This window comes from Streptomyces sp. NPDC020983, from assembly GCF_044333485.1.
Lineage (GTDB): Bacteria > Actinomycetota > Actinomycetes > Streptomycetales > Streptomycetaceae > Actinacidiphila.
In genome coordinates this window covers 324,708-347,082 of record NZ_JBIRRA010000005.1, presented here as the reverse complement: position 1 = coordinate 347,082, position 22,375 = coordinate 324,708, and the positions used below count along the sequence as shown (strand labels likewise).

At 75.2% G+C, this 22,375-nt stretch carries 20 protein-coding genes; 8 read left to right on the top strand and 12 right to left on the bottom strand.

Going from position 1 to position 22,375, the window contains the following annotated elements; all coding sequences use genetic code 11:
• Positions 1 to 74 precede the first annotated feature (74 nt).
• Positions 75 to 704 (bottom strand): helix-turn-helix domain-containing protein, encoded by a 630-nt coding sequence (locus ACH4SE_RS13185; protein WP_398543449.1) that lies wholly within the window; start codon positions 702 to 704, stop codon positions 75 to 77.
• 100 nt (positions 705 to 804) lie between these two features.
• On the opposite strand from ACH4SE_RS13185, the gene ACH4SE_RS13180 reads away from it, so the two are divergent.
• Positions 805 to 2,079: an MFS transporter gene (locus ACH4SE_RS13180; protein ID WP_398543448.1), complete on the top strand. Its 1,275-nt coding sequence runs from the start codon at positions 805 to 807 to the stop codon at positions 2,077 to 2,079.
• Between the two features lie 340 nt (positions 2,080 to 2,419).
• Complete coding sequence (locus tag ACH4SE_RS13175) at positions 2,420 to 3,247, top strand: glycoside hydrolase domain-containing protein (protein ID WP_398543447.1); 828 nt, start codon at positions 2,420 to 2,422, stop codon at positions 3,245 to 3,247.
• A gap of 33 nt (positions 3,248 to 3,280) precedes the next feature.
• Here ACH4SE_RS13175 and ACH4SE_RS13170 read toward each other — a convergent pair whose 3' ends face one another.
• Positions 3,281 to 4,087 carry an AraC family transcriptional regulator gene (locus ACH4SE_RS13170; protein WP_398543446.1) on the bottom strand — a complete coding sequence of 269 codons (807 nt, stop codon included), beginning with the start codon at positions 4,085 to 4,087 and terminating at the stop codon, positions 3,281 to 3,283.
• A 50-nt stretch (positions 4,088 to 4,137) separates the two neighbouring features.
• Between ACH4SE_RS13170 and ACH4SE_RS13165 the strand changes: the two genes are divergently transcribed.
• Both ACH4SE_RS13165 and ACH4SE_RS13160 read left to right on the top strand, forming a co-directional pair.
• Positions 4,138 to 4,602: a DUF2000 family protein gene (locus tag ACH4SE_RS13165; protein ID WP_398543445.1), complete on the top strand. Its 465-nt coding sequence runs from the start codon at positions 4,138 to 4,140 to the stop codon at positions 4,600 to 4,602.
• A 99-nt stretch (positions 4,603 to 4,701) separates the two neighbouring features.
• Entirely contained in the window at positions 4,702 to 6,012 is a 1,311-nt protein-coding gene (locus ACH4SE_RS13160; protein ID WP_398543444.1) for an MFS transporter, read from the top strand.
• A 137-nt stretch (positions 6,013 to 6,149) separates the two neighbouring features.
• On the opposite strand, the gene ACH4SE_RS13155 is transcribed toward ACH4SE_RS13160, so the two are convergent.
• From ACH4SE_RS13155 to ACH4SE_RS13145, 3 genes are all read right to left on the bottom strand, one after another.
• Entirely contained in the window at positions 6,150 to 6,776 is a 627-nt protein-coding gene (locus ACH4SE_RS13155; protein WP_398543443.1) for an NADPH-dependent F420 reductase, read from the bottom strand.
• A gap of 24 nt (positions 6,777 to 6,800) precedes the next feature.
• Complete coding sequence (locus ACH4SE_RS13150; RefSeq protein ID WP_398543442.1) at positions 6,801 to 7,988, bottom strand: Rieske 2Fe-2S domain-containing protein; 1,188 nt, start codon at positions 7,986 to 7,988, stop codon at positions 6,801 to 6,803.
• Between the two features lie 144 nt (positions 7,989 to 8,132).
• Complete coding sequence (locus ACH4SE_RS13145) at positions 8,133 to 8,699, bottom strand: CGNR zinc finger domain-containing protein (RefSeq protein ID WP_398543441.1); 567 nt, start codon at positions 8,697 to 8,699, stop codon at positions 8,133 to 8,135.
• A gap of 73 nt (positions 8,700 to 8,772) precedes the next feature.
• Between ACH4SE_RS13145 and ACH4SE_RS13140 the strand changes: the two genes are divergently transcribed.
• On the top strand, positions 8,773 to 9,960 hold the full coding sequence (locus ACH4SE_RS13140; RefSeq protein WP_398543440.1) for an MFS transporter: 1,188 nt from the start codon (positions 8,773 to 8,775) through the stop codon (positions 9,958 to 9,960).
• Here ACH4SE_RS13140 and ACH4SE_RS13135 read toward each other — a convergent pair.
• Together ACH4SE_RS13135 and ACH4SE_RS13130 are read right to left on the bottom strand one after the other, a co-directional pair.
• Entirely contained in the window at positions 9,933 to 10,421 is a 489-nt protein-coding gene (locus tag ACH4SE_RS13135; RefSeq protein ID WP_398543439.1) for a YbaK/EbsC family protein, read from the bottom strand. The two genes, ACH4SE_RS13140 and ACH4SE_RS13135, sit on opposite strands and share 28 nt — an antisense overlap.
• Before the next feature lie 119 nt (positions 10,422 to 10,540).
• Positions 10,541 to 11,083 (bottom strand): helix-turn-helix domain-containing protein, encoded by a 543-nt coding sequence (locus tag ACH4SE_RS13130; RefSeq protein ID WP_398543438.1) that lies wholly within the window; start codon positions 11,081 to 11,083, stop codon positions 10,541 to 10,543.
• A 269-nt stretch (positions 11,084 to 11,352) separates the two neighbouring features.
• Here ACH4SE_RS13130 and ACH4SE_RS13125 point away from each other — a divergent pair, with 269 nt between their 5' ends.
• Positions 11,353 to 12,912, top strand: coding sequence for a polysaccharide lyase family 1 protein (locus tag ACH4SE_RS13125; protein WP_398543437.1), 1,560 nt, complete (start codon positions 11,353 to 11,355; stop codon positions 12,910 to 12,912).
• Positions 12,913 to 12,991: 79 nt separating this feature from the next.
• Here ACH4SE_RS13125 and ACH4SE_RS13120 read toward each other — a convergent pair whose 3' ends face one another.
• Positions 12,992 to 14,092 (bottom strand): aldose epimerase family protein, encoded by a 1,101-nt coding sequence (locus ACH4SE_RS13120; protein WP_398543436.1) that lies wholly within the window; start codon positions 14,090 to 14,092, stop codon positions 12,992 to 12,994.
• A 113-nt stretch (positions 14,093 to 14,205) separates the two neighbouring features.
• Positions 14,206 to 15,231, bottom strand: coding sequence for a LacI family DNA-binding transcriptional regulator (locus ACH4SE_RS13115; protein ID WP_398543435.1), 1,026 nt, complete (start codon positions 15,229 to 15,231; stop codon positions 14,206 to 14,208).
• Between the two features lie 973 nt (positions 15,232 to 16,204).
• Here ACH4SE_RS13115 and ACH4SE_RS13110 point away from each other — a divergent pair.
• Positions 16,205 to 18,145: an arabinofuranosidase catalytic domain-containing protein gene (locus ACH4SE_RS13110; RefSeq protein ID WP_398543434.1), complete on the top strand. Its 1,941-nt coding sequence runs from the start codon at positions 16,205 to 16,207 to the stop codon at positions 18,143 to 18,145.
• A 146-nt stretch (positions 18,146 to 18,291) separates the two neighbouring features.
• Complete coding sequence (locus ACH4SE_RS13105; RefSeq protein ID WP_398543433.1) at positions 18,292 to 18,849, top strand: DinB family protein; 558 nt, start codon at positions 18,292 to 18,294, stop codon at positions 18,847 to 18,849.
• An 83-nt stretch (positions 18,850 to 18,932) separates the two neighbouring features.
• On the opposite strand, the gene gap is transcribed toward ACH4SE_RS13105, so the two are convergent.
• The 3 genes from gap to ACH4SE_RS13090 all read right to left on the bottom strand — a co-directional run bounded on the left by gap (position 18,933) and on the right by ACH4SE_RS13090 (position 22,311).
• A complete protein-coding gene (gap, locus tag ACH4SE_RS13100) occupies positions 18,933 to 19,931 on the bottom strand; it encodes a type I glyceraldehyde-3-phosphate dehydrogenase (protein WP_398543432.1) in 999 nt (332 codons plus the stop codon).
• Positions 19,932 to 20,056: 125 nt separating this feature from the next.
• On the bottom strand, positions 20,057 to 21,013 hold the full coding sequence (locus tag ACH4SE_RS13095) for a GlxA family transcriptional regulator (RefSeq protein WP_398543431.1): 957 nt from the start codon (positions 21,011 to 21,013) through the stop codon (positions 20,057 to 20,059).
• 62 nt (positions 21,014 to 21,075) lie between these two features.
• Positions 21,076 to 22,311: an alpha/beta hydrolase family protein gene (locus tag ACH4SE_RS13090; RefSeq protein WP_398543430.1), complete on the bottom strand. Its 1,236-nt coding sequence runs from the start codon at positions 22,309 to 22,311 to the stop codon at positions 21,076 to 21,078.
• Positions 22,312 to 22,375 lie beyond the last annotated feature (64 nt).

Below are 22,375 nucleotides of genomic sequence, written 5' to 3'. Positions count from 1 at the left end.
CGGCGCGGCGCCCCCGCCCCGCCGCGGACGGTCCGGCCGGAACCCTCCCGCCCGGGCGGCCCGTGCGGGAGGAGTCAGCCGGCGGCGGGCGGCACCTCGCCGCGGGGGGACCAGAACATCAGCAGGAACTCCACCGGGACGGCCCCTGCGTCCTCGTCCTCCGGGCCGTTGAACTCCGCCACCAGCGCCGTCAGCCGGGCGCGGAAGTCGGCGGCACGGTCGGGGGACAGGCGGGTGTCGAGGGCGACGATCACCGGGCCGAGCGGGTCGGGCGAGCCGTCCGGGGCGGGGTCGCGCTGGAAGCGGCCGGTGGTCACGTCCCGGACGAGCCGGTCGCGGACGTCGTTGAGCGCGGCCGCGAAGGCGTCGGCGACCTCGCCCGCGTTGCCGGGCGCGGCCAGCAGCTCGCGGCTCAGCCGCAGGGCGAACTGCGCGACCTGGTACTGGCTCTCCTGGATCCCGGAGACGAGCCGGGTGCGCGCCACCCGGATGAGCCCGGCCGCCTCCAGCACCTTGATGTGCCGGTAGAGGCGGGTGACCGGCTGGCCGAGCATCCCCGCGAGCTCCTTGACCCGGAAGGCGCCGTGCACGTCGGTCATCATCGCGCGCAGGATCGCCAGCCGCAGCGGGTCGGAGAGCGCCTTGAGCGTCTCCACGTCGGCGACCTCCCGGACGGTCCGCACACCCTCCGCATCCTCGGCCATCGTCGCCCTGCCCCTTCCCGCCGTCCGCACACCGGCGCCCGCGTCCGGTCCCGCCCATTCAACACTAGTCAACCGTTCACCTGATCCCTACCATTCACGCATGAGTGAATGTCTTGCAGAACGTGAAGAGCGCGCTCCCGCGGCTGTGCCGCTGCGGCGCAACCGCCGCTTCCAGGCGCTGTGGATCGGCGCCGCCGCGGCCCATCTCGGCCAGGAGACCGTCGAGGTCGCCTCCCCCCTGCTCGTCCTGGGACTGACCGGATCCCCGGTGCTGGCAGGCCTGTTCGGCTTCACCGAGGTCGGCACGGCGATCCTGGCCGGACTGCCCGCCGGGGTCGCGGTCGACCGGCTCGACCGGCGCGGCGTCCTGCTGGTCTCCGAAGCGGTACGGGCGCTGACCCTCGCGCTCGTCGTCGGGTGCCTGGCGGCGGGCGCGGCAGGCGTCGGCCTGCTCCTCGGCGCCGCGGTGGTCCTGGGGGCGGCCACCGCGTTCGGAGCGCCCGCCCGGATGCTGCTGCTCCGCGCGGTGGTCCCGGACCACCAGCTCACCGCCGCACTCAGCCGGGACGAGGCGCGCGGCGGGGCCGCCGCACTGGCCGGACCGCCGCTGGGCGGCGCGCTCTACCTGGCCTCGCGCGCCTACCCGTTCGCCGCCGCGGCCCTCGGCTTCGCGGTCTCCTTCTGCTGCGCCCTGGCCGTCCGCGTCCCGGCGGCGGAAGGTACCGCGGGCCCGGCCGGAGCCCCGGCGGCGCGGCGGCCGACGGCCGTCCGGCCGGTCACCGGGACGCCGGCCGGGCTGCGCGAACTCGTCGGCGACCGGCTGCTGCGCGCGGCCCTGGCCGTCATCTGCTGCTTCTACTTCAGCGTGACCGCGGCCGTCCTGGTCGTCGTGGTGGCACTGCGGGACCAGCACCACTCCTCCGGCGCGATCGGCCTGGCCCTCACCGGCACCGCCGTCGGCATGCTCGGCGGCGCGGCCCTCGTGCCGCGGCTGGACCGGCGGCTCGGCCCGGGCGCGGTGCTGCTGGCCGCGTCCGCCCTCACCACGGCAAGCGTGGGCCTGCTGGCGCTGCCGCTCGGCCCGGTGTGGGTCTTCGCGATGCTGGCGCTGGCCGGGCTCGGGCTGCCGGCGCTGCGGGTCCTCGTCGACATCCTGGTCTTCCGGCGGACCCCGGACCACCGGCGGGGCCGCACCATGGCGGCGACGATGACCCTCATCGGCGCGGGGGCCCCGCTCGGCTCACTGGCGGCCGGGCTGGCTCTGCAACTGCTCGGCGTGACCGGCGCCATCGTGCTGGTGGCGGGCGTCCAGGCCGCCGTCACCACCGCCGGGCTGCGCAGCCGGCACGTCACCGCTGCCCGCTGGCCGCGGTGACGCCCCCAGGGGACCGCGGGCGGAACCGCCCTTCCCGCCCACGGCGCGGCCCCGCCCGGCACTCGCGTCGCCCCGCGCCTCCGGCACGCGCACGGTGCCCTCGGGGCCGTGCCGCGGAGCCGGGCAGGCGCACGGTGAACCCCGGTGTCCCCGCTCTCCCTGCGAAGGAGACCCGGGCGCCCCGGCCTGTCGGCACGGCCCTCGCGGACCGCGGTGGTGAGCGCTCAGCACCCTTGTGCGGACGCGTGTTCCAGAGCCTCTACGATCAGCTCGTCCGGCGCGGCCGGGCGTTGACAGTGCGGGCGGCCCCGCGGAGGGCCGCCGGAGAACGAGGGTGGGATTGTCCAGGCACCGGTTGTCGAAAAAGGGGCGCTACATCGCGTGGGGAACGGCCGCGGCCGTCGTCGCCGCGGGGGGTGTCGTGTGGGCGCAGTCGTCGATGGCGGCGACCACGTGGCCCGCGCAGAAGACCTTCACGGGGCGGGCGTTCGACACCTGCACCGCGCCGTCGCAGGCGGCGATGAAGGCGTGGAAGGCCGACGGCTACTACGGCGGCGCGGCCGTCTACGTCGGCGGGCGGAACCGGGGCTGCGCGCAGCCCAACCTGACCGCCTCCTGGGTGAAGGCGGCGAGCACCTCCGGGTGGAGGATCGTCCCGATCTACGTCGGCGCGCAGCCGCCGTGCCAGACGGGCACGAAGTCGGAGAAGCTCAGCGCCACCACGGCCGCCTCGCTCGGGGCGAGTGACGGCAAGGACGCGGTCGCGAAGGCGGCGGCGCTCGGGATGAGGACCGGGTCGGCGATCTACCTGGACATGGAGTCGTACGACATCACCAACACGTCGTGCAACAACGCCGTGCTGACGTACGTGCGCGCGTTCAGCAAGTCGCTGCGCGACAAGACCTACCGCGCCGGCTACTACGGCTTCTCGACGTCCAGCGCCAAGGCCGTCGCGACGGCGGCGAACAGGACGGACCTGCCGGGCAACCTCTGGTACGCGCTGTGGGACGGCAAGGCCACCACCACGACGGACTGGCCCTGGAGCACGACGCTGTACACCGACCACAGCCGGGCGCACCAGTACCAGGCCAACAGCAAGGAGACCCGCAAGGGCTACACGCTGACGGTGGACCGCGACTACTGGGACGGCCCGGTCGCCATCGTCTGAGCGGGCGGTCCGCCCGGGCCGCCGGCCGGATCCTCAGCCGGCGGCCCGGGCACGCGCGGCGTAACGGCCCGGCGCGGTGCCCAGCACGCGCGAGAAGTGGCGGCTGAAGTGGGACTGGTCGTAGAAGCCCACGGCGGTCGCCACCTCGGCCGGCGGCAGGCCGTCCAGCAGCATCCGGCGCGACATGTCGACACGGCGCGACATCACGTACTGGTGCGGGGCGATGCCGAAGGCGGCGCTGAACGCGCGCACCAGGTGCGCGGGGTGGGCGTGCAGGCGGCGCGCCGCCTCGGCCAGGGTGACGCCGTCGCACAGGTGCGCGTCCAGGAGGTCGCGCAGCCGCCGGGCGACACCGGTGCCGGGCCGGGCACCGGCGGGGACGGGCCGGGGACGCAGGTGCGTCCGCAGCCGCTCGCCGACGAGCGCGAGACGGCTCTCGGCCTCCAGCTCGTCACCGGGACGCGCGAGGGCCTGGTGCAACTGCCCGACGCGGGTGCGCAGCAGCGGGTCGGCGAGGTCGGGCGTGTCGACGGCGGGGCCGATGTAGCGCTCGTCGAGCTGCGTCATGTCGAGGTAGAGGACGCGTTTGCGGAAGCCGTGCGAGGTGGCGGGCGAGCCGTTGTGCGGGACCTGCGGCGGCAGCAGGCTCACCGTGCCGACCGGGGTGCCGTGCTCGCTGCGGTCCAGGTCGTAGCGGACGGCGCCGTCGTCGACGATCAGCAGCGTCCAGGCGTCGTGCACGTGCATCGGGTAGGAGTGCGCGGTGAAACGGGCGTGGAAGACCTCCACGACTCCCGCCACCGGCGGGTGCCACGCCGCGGTCTCCTGCGCTTCGGCCATGCAAAGAACGTACAAGACCGCGAGCGCGCCCGGCCGTGAGGCTGGCTGACATGGAAACCGTGAACGAGACCGGGGCCGGCTCCGTGCCCTCCGGCAGCGAGCCCGTCCGCTTCGGCACCAGGATCGCCGTCCTGCTGCGCGACGACCTCAGGCCGTGGCAGCGGCTGAACGTGACCGCCTTCCTGGTGAGCGGGCTCGGCAGCGCCGTCCCGGAGGTGGTCGGGGAGCCGTACGAGGACGCCGACGGCACCGCGTACCTGCCGATGTTCCGCCAGCCGGTGCTGGTCTTCGAGGGCGGCGGGCAGACGCTGACCGCCGCGCACGGCCGGGCGCTGTCCCGTGCCCTGCCGGTTGCGGTGTTCACCGCGGACCTCTTCGCGACGGGCAACGACCGCGACAACCGGGCGGCGGTGCGGGCGGTGCACCGCGACCGGCTCGACCTGGTCGGGCTGGCGGTGCACGGCCCGCGCAACGCGGTGGACAAGGTCCTCAAGGGCGCCCGCATGCACCCGTGACCGCAGGGGCTGCCGGACCTTCAGCCCGGCCCTCCCCCGGGCCGCGGCAACGGAAAACCCTTTGCCTGCGACCGACGTGACCAGGGACGATGCACGGCTGTGGAAGAGGACGACGACACCCCCGCCCGTACCGGACGCCTGCGGGCGCTGCTGCCGGACCTGACCCCCTGGCGCACCTCGCGCGACTTCCGGCTGATGTGGCTCGCCGGGGTGATCACCACCTTCGGCAGCTTCCTCACCCTGGTGGCGCTGCCGGTGCAGGTCAAGGACCTGACGGGGTCGGCGGCCGCGGTGGGCGCGATCGGCGCGGTGGAGCTGGTGCCGCTGGTCGTCTTCGGGCTGTACGGCGGCGCGCTCGCCGACGCGATGGACCGCAAACTGCTGATCAACGCGAGCGAGGCGGCGCAGGGGTTGCTGTCGGCGGCGCTGCTGGTCAACACGCTGCTGCCGCACCCGGGGGTGTGGCCGCTGTACGTGGTCGCGGCGCTGTCCAGCGCGCTGACGGGTCTGCAGCGGCCGGCGCTGGACGCGATCGTGCAGCGCATCGTGCCGCGCGACCAGCTCGCGGCCGCGGCCTCGCTCAACGCCCTGCGCTACCAGGTGGGCGCCATCGCCGGCCCCTCCCTGGCCGGCCTGGTGATCGCCTGGGTGGGACTGGAATGGGCCTACGCCGCCGACACGGTGACCTTCGCGGCCTCGGTGTGCCTCGGCCTCGGGCTGCGCCGCTCGCCGGCCGCCCACGACGCCGCCCGGCCCTCGCTGCGCGGCGTCGCGGAGGGCGCGCGCTACGCGTGGAGCCGCAAGGAGCTGCTGGGCACGTACGCGATCGACCTGGCCGCGATGTTCTTCGCCTACCCGGCCGCGATCTACCCCTTCCTCGCCGACGACCTGCACGCCCGCTGGTCGCTGGGCCTGATGTACGCGGCCGGGTCGGTGGGCTCGCTGCTGGTGAGCCTGACGAGCGGCTGGGCCTCCCGGGTGCACCGGCACGGCCGGATGGTGGTCCTCGCGGCGGCGGGGTGGGGCGCCGCGATGGCGGGCGCGGGCTGGGCGCGGCAGATCTGGCTCGTCCTGCTCCTCCTCGCGCTGGCCGGCGGGATGGACATGGTCAGCGGGATCGGCCGCAGCACGATGTGGAACCAGACGATCCCGGACGCGCTGCGCGGCCGGCTCGCGGGCATCGAGCTGCTGTCGTACTCGGTCGGCCCGCAGCTGGGCCAGGTCCGCTCCGGCGCGGTCGCCGCGGCGACCTCGGCCCGTACCTCGGTGTGGTCCGGCGGTCTCGCCGGGGTCGCGGCGGTCGGGCTGCTGGCGGCGTCACTGCCCGCGCTCATGGCCTACGACGCGCGGGCCGCCGGCGGGGCGCCGCAGCCGGCGCCGCGGGCGCCGGAGGGCGCGGGGGCGGCCTGAGCCGCGGCGCGCGCGGGTCCACTCCGGCCGCCGACCTCGCGGTGAGCCGCCGCGGGAGGCCCTCCCGGGACGGCCGGCCGGGGAGCGGGAGCGCGCCGGCCGCCGCTTCGCCCCGCCCCGGCTCCCCGCGGGGGCGGTCAGGCCGCGTGCAGCACCGCGGCCATGTCCGCGGCGGGCAGTTCGGCGGTGTAGACGTCGGTGCCGGGCTGGTGCTTGCGGCCGCCCGTGGCGAGCGGTCCGGCGTCCACGGGGTCGAAGCCGATCTCGCGGATCAGGCCGGCCACGACCGTCTTGGCCTTCGCGTCGTCGCCGGAGACCGGGATGGCCAGCCGCTCGGGGTCGCCCTCGGGGCGGCCGCGGTCGCGCAGGTTCTCCCAGAAGATGGCGTTGAAGGCCTTCACGACGTCGCCGCCGGTGGCCGCGCGGACCTTCTCGCTCGACGTGGTGGAGCCGTCGTCGAGGTCGGCCTCGTGGCCGTCGCGCTGCGGGTAGTAGTTGCAGGTGTCGACGACGATCTTGCCGCTCAGCCCGGCGCGGGGCAGCTCGCCGATCCGGCCGTAGGGGATGCTCACGACGGCGATCTCGCCGAAGCCCGCGGCCTCGGCGGCGGTGACGGCCCGCACTCCGCCGCCGATGCCGGCCGTCAGGCCCGCGAGCGTCTCCGGGCCGCGGGAGTTGGCGAGCGCCACCTCGTGGCCGACCGCGGCGAAGTGGCGGGCGAGGGTGGAGCCGATGTGGCCGGCGCCGATGATTCCGATGCGCATGCTGGTGCTCCTCGGGGTGGGGGGTCAGGGCGTGCGGGGGACGGCCTCGGCGCAGGCGGGCGGGCCTGCGGGCCGGGGGCGCAGCGGGACACCGTTGCGGCGCAGCACCTCGCGGACGTCCAGGATCAGCGGGAAGACCTCGTGGTTGCGGTCCTCGCCCTGCTCGTCCCAGGCGCGCTGCTCGGCCTCGACGGCCATCCGGTCCTCGGCGAAGACGCGCTCGGTGAAGCGCCTGATGAGCGGCCAGGCCAGCTGGAGCACGCCGGGCACCCGCGGCTTCTCGATCATGAGCAGCCCGTAGACGTGGCAGGTGCGCTGCTCGGCGTCCTCCGGCACGTAGGCCGCCCACAGCCGGAAGGCCGGGCGCTCGGCGCCCTCGGGGACCAGGTCGAGGGTCTGATAGGGGTATTCGGTGCGGATGGTCATGACGTCGCTGGAGTCGGAGCCGCCGAGGCCCTCGCGCGCCAGCAGGTTCGCGCCCCGGTTGCGCTTGCCGCCGTCGTGCCGGAAGAGGTAGCGCGCCTCGACCGACCGCGGGCCGGTGCGCGCGTCCAGCAGCCGCGGGCGCAGCCTGCCCACCACGCCGCGGTGCAGGAACTGGTGGTTCATGTCCAGCAGGTTCTCGTGCATGAAGGAGTAGTGGCAGCGCACCGTCCGCGAGTACGTCATGGTCCGGTAGCCGGCCGGGCCGTACGCGGGCAGCTGCGGCAGCGTGGCGGTCTGCGCCAGGTCCGGGTCGCCGGGGAAGACGAAGACCATGCCGTAGGCCTCGCGCACGGGGTAGCCGCGCACGCCGCGCGGAGGCCGGGCGTCGCCCTTGGACAGGTACGGGATCTGCGAGATCCGCCCGTCCCCCCGGTAGGCCCAGGCGTGGTAGCAGCAGCGCAGCGCGTCACCGTCCACCACGCCCATGCTCAGCGGCACCTGGCGGTGGGCGCAGCGGTCCTCCAGCGCGTGCACGGCCCCGCTGCGGCCGCGGTAGAGGGCGATGCGCTCCCCGGCGAAGGAGGTCGCGACGGTCTTGCCGCGGCGTACCTCGCGGGACAGCGCGACGGGGTACCAGTGGTCGGGATGGAGGCCGACGCGCCGCAGGTCGGCGGGTGCGGCACGCCCCGGTTCGCGCTCCCCGGCGCGCCGGGCCGCCCCCGTCACCTGCGCGGGCTCCTGCTCCCGCCCGACGGTCGCGGTGGCCTCGGTGTCGTTCTCGGTCATGCCTCTCCCTCGCACGCGGGACGGCGGGGCCTTCGGGCGCGCCGCGGCGGGCGCGCCGGGAAACCCCCGGGCACTCCTCATCCTCGGCCGCGCCCGGCCGCCCTGCCGGGTCTGTGCGCCCGGACAGGCGATCCCCGCGCGGGGTCAGCGGGCCCGCCGGGCGCGGAAGGCCGCCGCCTTCGCGCGGTTCTGGCAGGCCGTGGAGCAGAACTGGCGGGCCGAGTTGCGGGAGGTGTCGACGTAGACGCGGTCGCAGGCCGCGGCCGCGCACACCCCCAGGCGCCCGGCGAGGCCGCCGCCGAGGAGGACGGCCAGCCCCGTGGCGCAGCCGGCCCCCCAGCCGACCGCCAGGGAGTCGTCGCGGCCGTGGAAGTGCAGCTGCCAGCCGCGGTCGGGGTCCCGGTCGAGCTGCGGCCGGGCGCCGCGGGCCAGCAGCAGCGCGTTCAGCGAGCCGGCCGCGTCGTCCAGCCGCCCGCCGGCGGCCGCCTCGAAGACGGTGCGCAGCCGCCGTGCGGTGCCGGCCAGCTCGTCCGCCTCGGCCTGGGTGACCTGGTGCCGCTCGGGTACGGACAGCGCTTCGGCGACGGCCCGGCAGCGCTCCGGGCCGAGCGGGGCAGTGTAGTCGCGACCGCGCGCACGCCCGTCCGTGAGGTCGTTCACCAGGGCCACGGACGCGTCCAGCAACCTCTGCACGTGACTGTCGAACAGCACTTGACCAGTTACTCCCCTCGCGCATAACGTCATCACTGACATTACCCGTTTCGACAGTTACAGAGGTATGCCGGTGGCCCTTCCGCGCGCGGCCCGCGTCCTGCTCCTGGCCCGCGTCGTGAACCGGCTCGGCGCCTTCTCCGTCCCCTTCCTCGCCGCCCTGCTCACCGCCGACTTCCACACCGGCCTCGCCTCCGCCGGGGCGGTCACGGCGGCCTTCGGGCTGGCCTCGATCCCCTCACGGCTGCTCGGCGGGCGGCTCGCGGACGCGCTCGGCTCCCGCCGCACCATCGTGCTCGGCCTCGCCGGCTGCGCCCTCGCCCAGCTGGGCCTGGCCGCCGCGCGGTCCCTGACCGAGGCGGCGCTCGCCGCCGTCGTCCTCGGGCTGGCCTTCGAGCTGTACGAGCCGCCCAGCCAGGCGCTGCTGGCCGATCTCGCGGGGCCCGCGGGCAAGGTGCACGCCTTCAGCCTCTTCAACGCCGCCCTCGCGCTCGGCGGCATCGGGGCGGGGCTGCTGGCGGCACTGCTCGGCCGCTGGGACCTGCGCCTGCTGTTCGTCGCCGACGCGGTGAGCTGCCTGCTGTGCGCGGCCCTCGTGCGGTTCGCCGTCCCTCCCGGCCGCGCCGCGGACCCGCCGGGCGGACCCCCACAGGCGGGCGGATCGCCGTGGCGGGACCGCCGGCTGCTGGCCATGCTGGCGCTCGGCACCGGCTACGCCCTGCTCCACCTGCAGATCCTCACCGTGCTGCCGCTCTCCCTGGCCGCCCGCGGCCTGCACACCGCCGACGCCGGACTGCTCTTCACCGTCTCCGCGGTCACCGTCGTCTGCGGCCAGCCGCTGCTGCGCCTGCGCCGGGTGGCCGGAATGCCCCCGCACGCCGCGCTCGCCACGGGCCACCTGCTGCTCGCGGCCGGACTGCTCGGCTACGCGGCCGCCACCGGCCTGCCCGGCGCGGCCGCCGCCACCGTGCCCTGCGGGCTGGGCGAGATGCTCGTCATGGGCCGGGCGTACGCGCTCGTCGCCGACCTCGCGCCGCCCGCCGCCACCGGCCGCTACCTCGCCGCCTTCGGCACCTGCTGGGGCCTCGCCGGCGTGGCGGCGCCGCTGCTGGGCACGCAGCTGCTCGCCCGCACGGGCCCGGGCCCGCTCTGGTCCGCGACGGCCGCGCTGGCCCTCGTCCTGGCGGCGGCCCAGCTCCGCACCCCGCGCCCGCCGGCCGCGGCGCCGCGGCCTCAGTCCGAGGCGACCTTGACCGGCTGACCGCCGGTCAGGGACACCAGCTGGTCGAAGGTCAGCGGCATCACGGTGTGCGGTGTGCCGCCCGCGGCCCAGAGGACCTCGTACTCCCGCAGCGCCTCGTCGATCACCGTGCGCAGCGGCGCCGGGTGGCCGACCGGGGCCACCCCGCCGATCGCCTGGCCGGTGACCCGCCGGACCTCGTTCGCCGAGGCCATCGCGACCTCCAGCACCCCGGCGTTCGCCGCGAGCAGCCCGGTGTCGACGCGGTGCCGCCCGCTGGTCATGACGAGCAGCGGCTCGCCGTCGGCAAGGAAGACCAGGCTGCTGGCGATGGCCCCGACCGGGCAGCCGAGCGCGGCCGCCGCCTGCGCGGCCGTACGGGCGGAGTCCGGCAGCTCCTGGACGCGGACGGTGAGCCCCGCGTCCGCGAGCCGCTGCTGGACGATGCGGCTGCGGGCGGGCAGTTGCTGGTCGTCGGTCATGGTGGGGCGTCCCTTCCACGCGGGCCGGCCGTGCGGCCCACGCCGTGTTCGGATTCGGTGTCTGCTTCTGGTCCTGCTTCTGCTGCTGCGCTCGGCCGGAGTCGGGGCGGATCAGGCACTCATACGGTGCCGCCCTGCGGGTCCCCGCCCGGGTAGTGCATGAGGAGGACGACCTCGGCCGGGCCGCCGAGCGCGCGGAAGCGGTGCGGCCGGTCGCCGGGGTAGCGCACGCTCTCCCCCGCGGCCAGCTCCTGCTCGGCGCCCGCGGGGCCGACGCGCACACGGCCGCGCACCACGGTCACGGTCTCCTCGACCCCCGGGGCGTGCGGTGCCGAGTCCTGCCGCGCCTCCTCCAGCACCGCCCGGTAGACCTCGACGAGCTGGGAGCCGGCCGGCCACCGCCCGAGCAGCACCGCGGCGACGGACTCGCCGCGGACGGCGCCCGCGCCCGCGGTGGGCGGGCCGTCCGGCAGCAGCGCCCCGAGCGGCGCGCCCAGCGCGGTCGTGAGCGCGAAGAGGGTGCCGAGACGAGCGCCGCGCCGGTCGTTCTCCAGCTCCGAGATCGTGCCCTTGCCGATCCCGCTGCGCCGCGCCAGCTCCGACAGCGAGCATCCGTGCTCGCCCCGCAGCCGCCGCAGCCGCATGCCCAGCGTCTCGTCCACCCCGCCCACTTCCGTTCTGTTAACGGAACGCTAGCACGCCGTACGGGAGTTGCCGCGCGGCCGCCGCCCCGCCGACGGGCCGCCGCCCGGCCGGCGCCCGGCCGGCGGAATCCCGCACCGGCCGCGATCGCGGGGTAATTCCCCTTCCCCGTTTCGCTTTCCGGTTTCCGGCACAAGTCTTGCCAGCCCGTCAGAAGCCGCCCTATCCTCGCGGCAAACAGAAAGCGCTTTCTAAAACGGGGGGCTCATCCGGAAGGAGAAGCACCACCATGAGACGAGCAGCAGCCCTGCAACTCGGCGCCGCCGGCGCCACGCTGGTCCTCGCCGTCGCGACCGGCGCGGTCCTGTCGGGCCAGCAGGCGTCGGCGGCCGCGGCGACCGACGCCACCGGCTACGCGAGCCAGAACGGCGGCACCACCGGCGGCGCGGGCGGGCAGACCGTACGGGCCACCACCGGCGCGCAGATCAACGCGGCCCTGTGCAACCGGGCGAGCACGGGCACCCCGATCGTCATCCAGGTCGAGGGCACCATCAACCACGGCAACACCGCCAAGGCGTCCGGACGTTGCAGCACCGCCGACGACGTCATCGACCTCAAGCAGATCAGCAACGTCACGATCGAGGGCGTCGGCAGCGGCGCGGTCTTCGACCAGCTGGGCATCCACGTGCGGCAGGCCAGCAACATCGTCATCCGGAACGTGACCGTGCAGAACGTCAAGAAGTCCGGTTCGCCCACCTCCAACGGCGGCGACGCCATCGGCATGGAGAGCGACGTCCACAACGTCTGGGTCGACCACGTGAGCCTGCTGGCGTCCGGCGGCGAGGACGAGGGCTACGACAGCCTCTTCGACCTGAAGGACAACACCCGGTACGTCACGCTGTCCTACAGCACGCTGCGCAATTCCGGCCGGGGCGGCCTCGTCGGCCACAGCGACTCCGACCTGTCGAGCAGCTTCATCACCTACCACCACGACCTGTACCAGAACATCGACTCCCGCGCCCCGCTGCTGCGCGGCGGCACGGCGCACATGTACGACAACTACTACGTGGGCCTGAACAAGTCCGGCATCAACTCCCGGGCCGGAGGCCACGCGAAGATCGACAACAACTACTTCGAGGACTCCCAGGACGTCATCGGCACCTTCTACACCGACCTGATGGGCTACTGGCAGGTCAGCGGCAACATCTACGACAACGTGACGTGGACGGCCGAGGGCAGCGAGAACCACCCGGCCGGGCCGGACCCGCAGTCCAACACCACCGTGAGCATCCCGTACGCCTACGCCCTGGACGACGCGGCCTGCGTGCCGTCGGTCGTGACCCGGACGGCGGGCGCGAACAAGGGCCTGCTGGTGTCGGACGGCAACTGCGCGACCCAGTCGCCGACCGCGCCTCCCACCACCCCCACCCCGAGCGCGTCCACGACGTCCTCCCCGACGGCGCCGCCGACCCAGCCCGGCGGCACCAACCTCAGCCTGAGCCCGGGCGCCGGCTCCGACGGCTCCAGCAAGGCCTCGGGCACCAGCTACGGCAACGTCCGCGACGGCGACATGGGCACCTACTGGTCGCCGAGCGGCACCACCGGGTCGATCTCGATCAAGTGGGGCTCCGCCACCGCGGTCTCCTCGGTCGCCGTCCGCGAGTCCGCCGGCACGGCCGGCCGCATCGGCTCATGGAACCTGGTCGACGCCGGCACCGGCGCGGTCCTGAAGTCCGGCAGCGGGGCGGGCACCATCAGCTTCCCGCAGATCTCGCTGGAGAAGATCACCTTCCAGATCACCAGCGCGTCGGGCACGCCCCAGGTGGCCGAGTTCGAGACCTACGCCTGACCCGCGCCGCCATTTCCAGGACAAGCGCTTTCTCTCACAGCCCGGCGGGAATCCCCATTCCCGCCGGGCATTTCCCCTGCTACTCCCCCGCCGCCGGAACAGCCAGGTGCGGGAAACGGAATTCGGTGCGGCTGTGGTGCGCGGCCCCGGGACGCAGGACGGTGGACGGGTAGGCGGGGCGGTTGGGGGAGTCGGGGAAGTGCTGGGTCTCGAAGCAGACCCCGGTGTGGCGGGTGTAAGCGGCGCCCTGCGGGCCGCGGTGGGTACCGTCCAGGTTGTTGCCGGTGTAGAGCTGGAGGCCGGGCTCGGTCGTCCAGACCGCCATGCGGCGGCCGCTTCCCGGGTCGTCGACACGCGCGGCGCGGCGCAGGGCGCCCGGCACGGGCGCGGGGTCGAGGACGTAGCAGTGGTCGTAGCCGCCCGCCGCGGCGAGCTGGGCGTGGTCCGCGGCGATGCGGTCCCCGATCGGGCGCGGCCCGGTGAAGTCGAAGGGGGTGCCGGCCACCGGCTCGGGGGGTCCGAGGGGGATGGCCCCGGGGTCGACGGGCAGGTAGGACGCGGCGTCCAGCGCGAGGACGTGGCCGAGGACGTCGCCGCTGCCCGCGCCGGCGAGGTTGAAGTACGCGTGGTGGGTGAGGTTGACGACCGTGGGCCGGTCGGTGGCCGCCCGGTAGTCCAGGGCGAGGGTGCCGCCCGCGTCCAGGGTGTAGGTGACGCTGACGTCGAGGGCGCCGGGGAAGCCCATGTCGCCGTCGGGGCTGTGCAGGCCGAGGACGACGGAGACGGTGCCGTCGTCGGTGCGCGGGCCGGGGCGGGCGGACCACAGCCGGCGGTGGAATCCGTCCGGGCCGCCGTGCAGGGCGTGGCCGCGGTCGTTGGCCGGGACCCGGTGCACCGCGCCGTCCAGGGTGAAGCGGCCGTGCGCGATGCGGTTGGCGTAGCGGCCGACGACCGCCCCCAGGAAGGGCTGCTCGGAGGCGTACTCGGCCGTCCCCGGCAGGCCGAGGACGATGTCGGCGGCCGTCCCCTGCCCGTCCGGCACCCGCAGGCTGTGCAGGGTGGCGCCGTAGGTGAGCACCTCCGCGCTCACGCCGCTCGGGGAGCGGAGCGTCCAGCGGTGCACGGTCTCACCGCCGGGCGCGGTGCCGAAGGGCGCGCTGACGAGGGAGGCACGGGGCATGGTCGTCCTCGGGTACGGGCGGCCGTCACCGGCCGCGGTCGTCGGGGGATGCAGCACAGCATGCCAGGGCCCGGCAGGCGGCTGAGCAGCGGGTTCCCGCTGCCGGAGCCGGGTCAGGCCCTGCGTACGGCCGTGGACTCGCGGGCGATGAGCCGGTACCCCGGGTCGATACGGCGCGGTGCGGGCGGCTCGGCGGCGCCGCGGCTCTCGATACGCTCGGCCAGGCAGTCGACGGCGAGCCGGGCGAGGGCCGTCTTGTCCGGGGCCACGGTGCTGAGCGACACGCTGCCGTAGCGGCCCTCCTCGATGTCGTCGAAACCGACGACGGCGACGTCGCCGGGCACCCGCAGGCCGCGTTCGGCCAGGGTGCGCATCGCGCCGACGGCCATCAGGTCGTTGTACGCGAAGACCGCGTCGGGCCGCTCCTCTCGGTCGAGCAGCGCGGCCATCGCGGCGGCGCCGTCCCGCCGGCCGTAGCCCTCGGTGGCCACGACCATCGACTCGTCGGGTTCCAGTCCGGCGGCCAGGATGCCCTGGCGCCAGCCGCGCAGCCGCAGATGGGCGGGCTGCCGGGTGCTCTCCCGGCGGGCGCCGAGGAAGGCGATCCGGCGGCGGCCGATGTCGAGCAGGTGGCGTACGGCGGCGCGGGCCGCGCCGACGTTGTCGACCATGATGTGGTCGTACGGGGCGTCGTACTCGCGCTCGCCGAGCAGCACCAGCGGCGGGCCGTCACCGCGGGCGGCGAGGTCCTCGTTCTCCAGCCGGATCGGGCTGAGGATCAGCCCGTCGATGACATGGGCGCCGAATCCCCGGGTGACCAGCACCTCCTTCTCGCGGGCTCCCGCGGTGTGGTCGAGCAGCACGGTGAGGCTGTGCCGGGCTGCGGCGTCGACGACGGCGCCGGCGACCTCCGCGAAGTAGGGGTTGCCCAGTTCGGGTATCGCCAGCGCGATGATGCCGGTGCGGCCCTTGCGCAGGTGGCGGGCGGTCAGGTTGGGGCGGTAGCCGAGGTCGTCGATCGCGCGCTGGACCCGCGCCCGGGTGGTCGGTGTGACGTGCGGGTAGTCGTTGACGACGTTGGAGACGGTCTTCACCGACACGCCGGCGCGCAGTGCGACATCTTTGAGGCTGACGCCCACGGCTTTCCTTTCTTGCGGGCCCTGGGTGGCGGGACGGGCCCGGCCGCGACGGAACGGCCGGGCCCGTGCGCCGGGCACGGGCGTCCGGAGCGGTCGCTCCGGTTGCCGGGTGCGGCCGAGCAGCGTCCTCGGCAGCACCGCGGCGGGGAACCCGCCGCTGACGGCGCCGGTGAACGCCGCGCCGTACTGCGAGAAGTAGTGCTCGGTCAGATTGTGTCCGACGGCGAGCGGCAACACGCCGCAGGGCCGGTCGAGCCCCGCGGGCGACGGCCCGCGGGAGACGGCGGCCCGGCGGAGGTGACGGCGAAGGGCGCCGTGCGGCACCGGGCGATCAGCGGGCCCCGGACCGGGCCAGGGGCGGCGGGGGGGGCGACGGCCTGGCCGTACGGATCTGTACAACGATGCAGACAGACGATCGGGAGGACAGCCGGGACCTGTCAGGGTGTGGTGTGAAACGCGTCCGGCCGATGCCCCTCCAAGGGCTCTCCTCCCGGTGTTCCGCGGTGTCCGGCAGTGGGCTCCGGACCGGCGGACGGCCCTGGCAGCGGGCGAAGAGCCAGCTCAGCAGGGAACGCAGGTCCGAGCGGCGCACGGTCCGAACCGGCCCGGCGGGAGGGGGAATTGCCCGCGCGAAAGGTCTAGACATGACAACTGAGCCGTGCTGTCATCGTGCTGCCCGATGCTTTACATCGTTGAACGCCACGAGCGAATCGTCCACGCCGGTACGCCGTCCGCCCACTCCCCCCGCACCGTCCCCGGCCGCTCCTCGCGGGCCGCTCGCCAGGGCCACGGCCGGGCGAGGCCCGCAAGGAGCGCGGTGACGAACCCCGGCGAGCGCACGCGCACGACCCCCTGACGGGTGGCGGCGGTGGTGGTGCCTCCGCCGCCGCCACCTGCACGGCGCCCAGCGGTCCGGCAACCGCCGTCCGGTGACCGGGCGGCAGCTCCCCTCCCCCACTCCCAGGAGCGCTCCATGCGACTGACACCCAGAGCCACGCCCGCCCCACCCGGCGCGACAGCACCCCGCGCCACGCCGGACCGTACGGCGGCCTCCCGGACCCCGGCACTCCTCGCGGCGGCGCTCCGCCGGGCGGCCCGGGTCATCGGGCCGCCCGTGGCCGTGCTCGCGCTGGTGCTCGGCTCCCTCCTGGCACTGCCGGCCGCCTCCCAGGCGGCCGGCTCGCTGCCGTGCGACATCTACGCGGCCGCGGGCACACCCTGCGTCGCCGCGCACAGCACCGTGCGGGCCCTCCTCTCCGGCTACGTCGGCCCGCTCTACCAGGTCACCCGTGCCTCGGACGGCGCGACGGCGGACATCGGCCTGCTGGCCCAGGGCGGTTACGCCGACGCCGGGCACCAGGACACCTTCTGCGGCGGCACCACGTGCCGCATCAGCAAGGTGTACGACCAGACCAGCCGCCACAACGACCTGCTGCCCGGACCGGCGGGCGGCGCCGGCGGCGCGGACCGCGGCGCGGACGCGAGCGAGATCGCCGTCCGCGCGGGCGGGCACAAGGTCTACGGCATCTGGGTCTCGCCGGGCGTCGGCTACCGCTACACCGGTGCCGCCTCGGGCGTCGCCGTGGGCGGGCAGCCCGAGGGCGTCTACATGGTCGCCAGCGGCACGCACGTCGGCTCGGACTGCTGCTTCGACTACGGCAACGCCGAGAGCACCCCGTACGACACCGGCAACGGCCACATGGACGCCGTCTCCATCGCCACCACCTGCTACTTCTCCCCCTGCACCGGGTCGGGCCCGTGGGTGGAGGCGGACCTGGAGAACGGCATGTTCCAGGGCGACAACGGCTCCAACACCGCCAACCTCGGCAACAGCAGCCCGTACGTCACAGCCGTGCTGAAGAACGACGGCCGGACCACGTACGCCCTCAAGGGCGGCAACTCGCAGGGCGGCGGACTGTCGACCTGGTGGAGCGGCGGGCTGCCGACCCGCGGCGGATACCGGCCCATGCAGCAGGAGGGCGGCATCATCCTCGGCACGGGCGGCGACAACAGCAACCGCAACATGGGCACCTTCTTCGAAGGCGCGATGGTCGCCGGCTACCCGAGCGACGCGGCCGAGAACGCGGTGCAGGCGAACGTCGTCGCGGCCGGCTACAGCGGCCGGACCGACGTGCCCAACGGCCCGCAGGGGACGGTCACCGGCCCCGGCGGCAGGTGCGTGGACGTCGCCGCCGACGACACCGGCACGAACGGCGCCGCGGTGCAACTGTGGGACTGCCAGACCTGGGCCGAGGACCAGCACTGGGCGCACCACGCCAACGGCTCGCTCGGCACGCTCGGCCGCTGCCTGGACGTCAACGGCAACGGCACCGCCAACGGCACCCAGGTCGAACTGTGGGACTGCAACGGCGCCGGCGGCCAGAAGTTCGTGCAGCGTTCCGACGGCTCGCTGTTCAACCCGCAGTCCGGCCGCTGCCTCGACTCCCCGAACGGCGCCACCGCCAACGGCACCCGGCTCCAGATCTGGGACTGCAACGGCTCCGCCGCCCAGCGCTTCACCGTCAACGGCGGCGCCCCGGTGGCCGGTCCCGGCGGCAGGTGCGTGGACGTCGCCGCCGACGACACCGGCACGAACGGCGCCGCGGTGCAGCTGTGGGACTGCCAGTCGTGGGCCGTCGACCAGCACTGGTTCCACAGCGCCGGCGGAACGCTCGGCACGCTCGGCCGCTGCCTGGACATCAACGGCAACGGCACCGCCAACGGCACCCAGGTCGAACTGTGGGACTGCGACGGCGCCGGCGGGCAGGTCTGGAACCAGCGCCCGGACGGCTCGCTGTTCAACCCGCAGTCCGGCCGCTGCCTCGACTCCCCCAGCGGCGCCACCGCCAACGGCACCCGCCTCCAGATCTGGGACTGCAACGGCTCCGCCGCCCAGCAGTTCGCCCTGATCTGACCTGGCGGCCCCCCGCCGGACGGCCCGGGGCGCGGAGGTCCGCATCCCCCGCGCCCCGGGCCGTACGGTCGCCCGTTCCGCGCCCGCCGCGCGCGGGACGCAAACCCGCTGGCGCGACAGGCCGGCGACGGTCGAGCATGCTGTCCATGAGCGATCACCCCGAGCGGTGGACCCGGGCCACCGTCTACCCCGACATGTGGACCGACCCCGACGACGACCCGCGCGAGAACGGCCCCGGCCCGGAAGGCGAGGCCGCCACCCTGCACGACTTCCTGACGCGCTACCGGATCACCGTGCGGATGAAGTGCGAGGGGCTGGACGCCGGGCAGCTGGCGCGCCGCTCCGTGCCGCCGTCGACGATGTCGCTGCTGGGCCTGATCCGGCACCTCGCCGAGGTGGAGCGGGACTGGCGCAACTGGCTCGGCGAGGGCGAACCGCAGCCGAAGCTCTACGGCCCGAAGGACGCGGACTTCCTCGGCGCCGTCGCCGACCCCGCCGTCGTCGAGGCCGCCTACGCCGACCTGGAGCGTGAGCAGGCGGCGACCGACGTGGCCCTGGCCGCCCACCCGGATCTCGGCGAGCGGGTCGGGAAGGACGCGATCGCGATCCGGGAACTGCTGGTGCACAGGGTCGAGGAGTACGCCCGGCACAGCGGCCACGCCGATCTGCTCCGCGAGTGCGTCGACGGCCGGGTGGGCCAGTGACGGCCGCCTGACGCGGCGCCGGGCCGCCCCGGGGCCCGGACGGGCGGGGCAACCGCCCCTCCGGGCACGGCCGGGTTCAGCGGTCAGCCCGCGGCCAGCAGTTCGAGCGTGTCCACGACCCGGTTGGAGAAGCCCCACTCGTTGTCGTACCAGGCGACCACCTTGACGTGGCGGCCGTCGACGCGGGTGAGGGCCGAGTCGAAGATCGACGAGGCCGGGTTGCCGACGATGTCGGACGACACCAGCGGGTCGTCGGAGTATTCGAGGATCCCGGCGAGCGGCCCGTCGGCGGCGGCCCGGTAGGCGGCCAGCACCTCCTCGCGGGTCACGTCGCGGGCCACGGTGGTGTTGAGCTCGACGATCGAGCCGACCGGCACGGGCACCCGGATCGAATCGCCCGAGAGCTTGCCCTCCAGGCGGGGCAGCACGAGGCCGATCGCCTTGGCGGCGCCCGTCGTGGTGGGCACGATGTTGACGGCGGCGGCGCGGGCGCGGCGGGCGTCGCGGTGCGGGCCGTCCTGGAGGTTCTGCTCCTGCGTGTAGGCGTGCACGGTGGTCATGAAGCCGTGCTCGATGCCCGCCAGGTCGTCGAGGACGGCGGCGAGCGGCGCCAGCGCGTTGGTCGTGCAGGAGGCGTTGGAGACGACGGTGTGGGCGGCCGGGTCGTACACCCCGGTGTTGACGCCGTAGGCGACCGTGGCGTCCGCGCCGTCCGAGGGGGCGCTGACGAGGACCTTGCCGGCGCCGGCGTCCAGGTGGGCGCGGGCGGCCTTCGCCGAGGTGAAGCGGCCGGTCGACTCCAGCACCACGTCGACGCCGAGTTCGGCCCACGGCAGCCGGGCCGGCTCCCGCTCGGCGAGCACCCGGATGCGGCGGCCGTCGACGACGAGGCTGTCCCCCTCGGCGGTGACCGGGCGGCCGAACCGGCCCGCGGTGGAGTCGTACGCGAGCAGGCGGGCGAGGGCGACGGGCTCGGTGAGGTCGTTGACGGCGACGACCTCCAGGTCGCTGCCGCGCTCCAGCAGGGCGCGCAGCACGTTGCGCCCGATGCGGCCGAATCCGTTGATGGCGATGCGAGTCATGAGTGGTGTCCCTTCGTCCCTTCGTTGCACCACCAGACTCGCCCGACCGCCGCGCTCGCGGCCGTGGCCCGAGCGCCATGGTTCGAAAGGATCGCGCCAGCGGATCGGGCCGGCCGCAGGGGCCGCTACTCGCCCCGGCCGAAGGTCCGCCGGTACTCGGTCGGGGTCGTGCCGAGGATGCGCTGGAAGTGCAGCCGCAGGTTCGCGCCGGTGCCGAGCCCGACGTCGTTGGCGATCTGCTCGACCCCGCGCTTGGAGCGTTCCAGCAGTTCGCGCGCCAGGTCGACACGGGCGCGCATCACCCACTGCATGGGTGTGTAGCCGGTGTCCTCGGCGAAGCGCCGGGAGAAGGTGCGCGGGGAGACCGCCGCGTGCCGCGCGAGGATCTCCAGGGTGAGCGGCTCACCGAGCCGGTGCAGGGCCCATTCGCGTGTCGCGGCGAAGCGCTCGCCGAGCGGCTCGGGCACGCTGCGCGGCACGTACTGGGCCTGCCCGCCGCTGCGGTAGGGAGCGGCGACCAGCCGCCGGGCCGCGTGATTGGAGGCGGCGACGCCGAGGTCGCCGCGCAGCACGTGCAGGCACAGGTCGATGCCGGAGGCGGCGCCGGCCGAGGTGAGCACGCTGCCCTCGTCGACGAACAGCACGTTCTCGTCGACCCGGACGAGCGGGTGCTTGCGCGCGAGGGCGCGGGTGTAGTGCCAGTGCGTCGTGGCCCGGCGGCCGTCCAGCAGCCCCGTCGCGGCGAGCGCGAACGCCCCCGTCGAGATGGCGGCCAGCCGTGCGCCCCGGGTGTGGGCGGCGACCAGCGCCTCGACGACCGCGCGGGGCGGGTCCTCGCGGTCCGGGAAGCGGTAGCCGGGCACGAAGACGGTGTCGGCCCAGGCGAGCGCGTCCAGCCCGTCCGCGACGTGGTAGGCGAGCCCGTCGCCGCCGGTCACCAGCCCGGGCGCGGCCCCGCACACGCGTACCTCGTACGGCATGCTCTCCCGGGTCGTGAAGACCTGCGCGGGGATCCCGACGTCGAGGGGTTTCGCCCCCTCCAGGACCAGCACGGCGATACGGCGCAGGCGGGAGGACGGCACGCCACCAGGGTACGGGCCCGCGGGCGGCGGGCCGGACGCGCTGCGGCGCCCGGCGGGTCGGGTCAGGAGAAGGGGCGGACCTCCGGGTACAGCGGTGAGGGGCCGTCGAAGAGGCCGTGGTCGTCGCGGCCGCGCAGCCAGCGGTCGAAGAAGGCGGCGAGGTGAGCGCGCTGGGCCCGGACGGCGCGGTGCGGCGCGAGCGTGCCGAGGTTCGCGGTGACGGCGCTCGCGGGCAGGTGCAGGCGGCGGGCGATCTGCGGGAGGAGCGTCTCGGCGTCGGTGAAGGCGGCGTGCCCGGCGCCGGCCAGGCTGAAGCCGCGGTGCCAGCCGCGGCTGCGCCGCCACAGCGCGTCCCAGCAGGGCACCGTGGAAGGGGTGTTGCCGTCCTTGCCGGCGAGCAGGAAGGGGCGGTCGAGGCCGCCGGCCGCCACCGGTGAGAGGTAGCCGGTGTCGGGGTCGTCCTGCACGTACGCCGTCACGCCGTCGAAGTTGGCGCCCGCCGCGATGCGCGGGTCGTCGTACATCGCCTGGAGCGCGGTGAAGCCGCCCGCGGAATGGCCGAAGACCCCGGTCCGTCCGAAGTCCGGCACCCCGCGCAGCGCCCGCGGCAGCGCGTCCGGCAGCAGGTCGAGCACCGACCGCAGGTCGGCGACGCGCACCTCCACGACCTTGCGCAGCAGGACGGCGACCCGCGCCGGGTCGGCGTGCGCGGGGTCGGGCACGGCCTCGGCGAACTCGGCGGGCAGCACGGTCCGTTCGACGCGGCCACCGGGGAACTCGACGGCGGCCGCGTCGTAGGTGTGGTCGACGCAGAGCACGGCGTAGCCGCGGGAGGCCAGGTCGTCGCACAGGGTGCTGTTCAGCGAGCGCGGGTCGCCCGCGCCGGGCGAGTACAGCACCAGCGGGAAGCGCCCCGGGAGCGCGGGCGCCCCGGTGCGCGCGAACGTGCGGGTGGCGGCCCAGTCCACCTCGGCGGCCGGCACCCCGGTGTAGCCGGCGAACGCGGCGAAACCGGCCGCCTCCCCCGGGAGCATCTGCGGCGCCCCCGCGCCGCGGCCGCACCGCGCCGGATAGCGCAGGCTCACCATCAGCTCGCGCCGCCGCCCCGGCACCCACGGATCGTCCCGCGCCGCGTCCACCAGCCGCAGCGCGACCGTCCCCACCCCGTACGGTCCGCTCGGCGCGGGCAGCCGGAGCCGCCCCGTCCTCCCCGGTTCCGCGGCCGCGGCGGGCGGCGGGAAGGCGGCGGACAGGGCCGCGGCTGCGGCCCCCACTGCGGCGGAACGGCGTGTCAGCACGATGACTCCCGTCGGGCGAGGCGGATGTGCACCCCTCATCCTGGCCGCCCCGCACCCGGCGCCC

Excerpts from the sequence above, each read along its gene's own strand:
- ACH4SE_RS13185 (WP_398543449.1), bottom strand. The coding sequence starts at position 704 with ATGGCCGAGGATGCGGAGGGTGTGCGGACCGTCCGGGAGGTCGCCGAC.
- ACH4SE_RS13180 (WP_398543448.1), top strand. The coding sequence starts at position 805 with ATGAGTGAATGTCTTGCAGAACGTGAAGAGCGCGCTCCCGCGGCTGTG.
- ACH4SE_RS13170 (WP_398543446.1), bottom strand. The coding sequence starts at position 4,087 with ATGGCCGAAGCGCAGGAGACCGCGGCGTGGCACCCGCCGGTGGCGGGA.
- ACH4SE_RS13165 (WP_398543445.1), top strand. The coding sequence starts at position 4,138 with ATGGAAACCGTGAACGAGACCGGGGCCGGCTCCGTGCCCTCCGGCAGC.
- ACH4SE_RS13155 (WP_398543443.1), bottom strand. The coding sequence starts at position 6,776 with ATGCGCATCGGAATCATCGGCGCCGGCCACATCGGCTCCACCCTCGCC.
- ACH4SE_RS13150 (WP_398543442.1), bottom strand. The coding sequence starts at position 7,988 with ATGACCGAGAACGACACCGAGGCCACCGCGACCGTCGGGCGGGAGCAG.
- ACH4SE_RS13135 (WP_398543439.1), bottom strand. The coding sequence starts at position 10,421 with ATGACCGACGACCAGCAACTGCCCGCCCGCAGCCGCATCGTCCAGCAG.
- ACH4SE_RS13125 (WP_398543437.1), top strand. The coding sequence starts at position 11,353 with ATGAGACGAGCAGCAGCCCTGCAACTCGGCGCCGCCGGCGCCACGCTG.
- ACH4SE_RS13120 (WP_398543436.1), bottom strand. The coding sequence starts at position 14,092 with ATGCCCCGTGCCTCCCTCGTCAGCGCGCCCTTCGGCACCGCGCCCGGC.
- ACH4SE_RS13110 (WP_398543434.1), top strand. The coding sequence starts at position 16,205 with ATGCGACTGACACCCAGAGCCACGCCCGCCCCACCCGGCGCGACAGCA.
- ACH4SE_RS13105 (WP_398543433.1), top strand. The coding sequence starts at position 18,292 with ATGAGCGATCACCCCGAGCGGTGGACCCGGGCCACCGTCTACCCCGAC.
- gap (WP_398543432.1), bottom strand. The coding sequence starts at position 19,931 with ATGACTCGCATCGCCATCAACGGATTCGGCCGCATCGGGCGCAACGTG.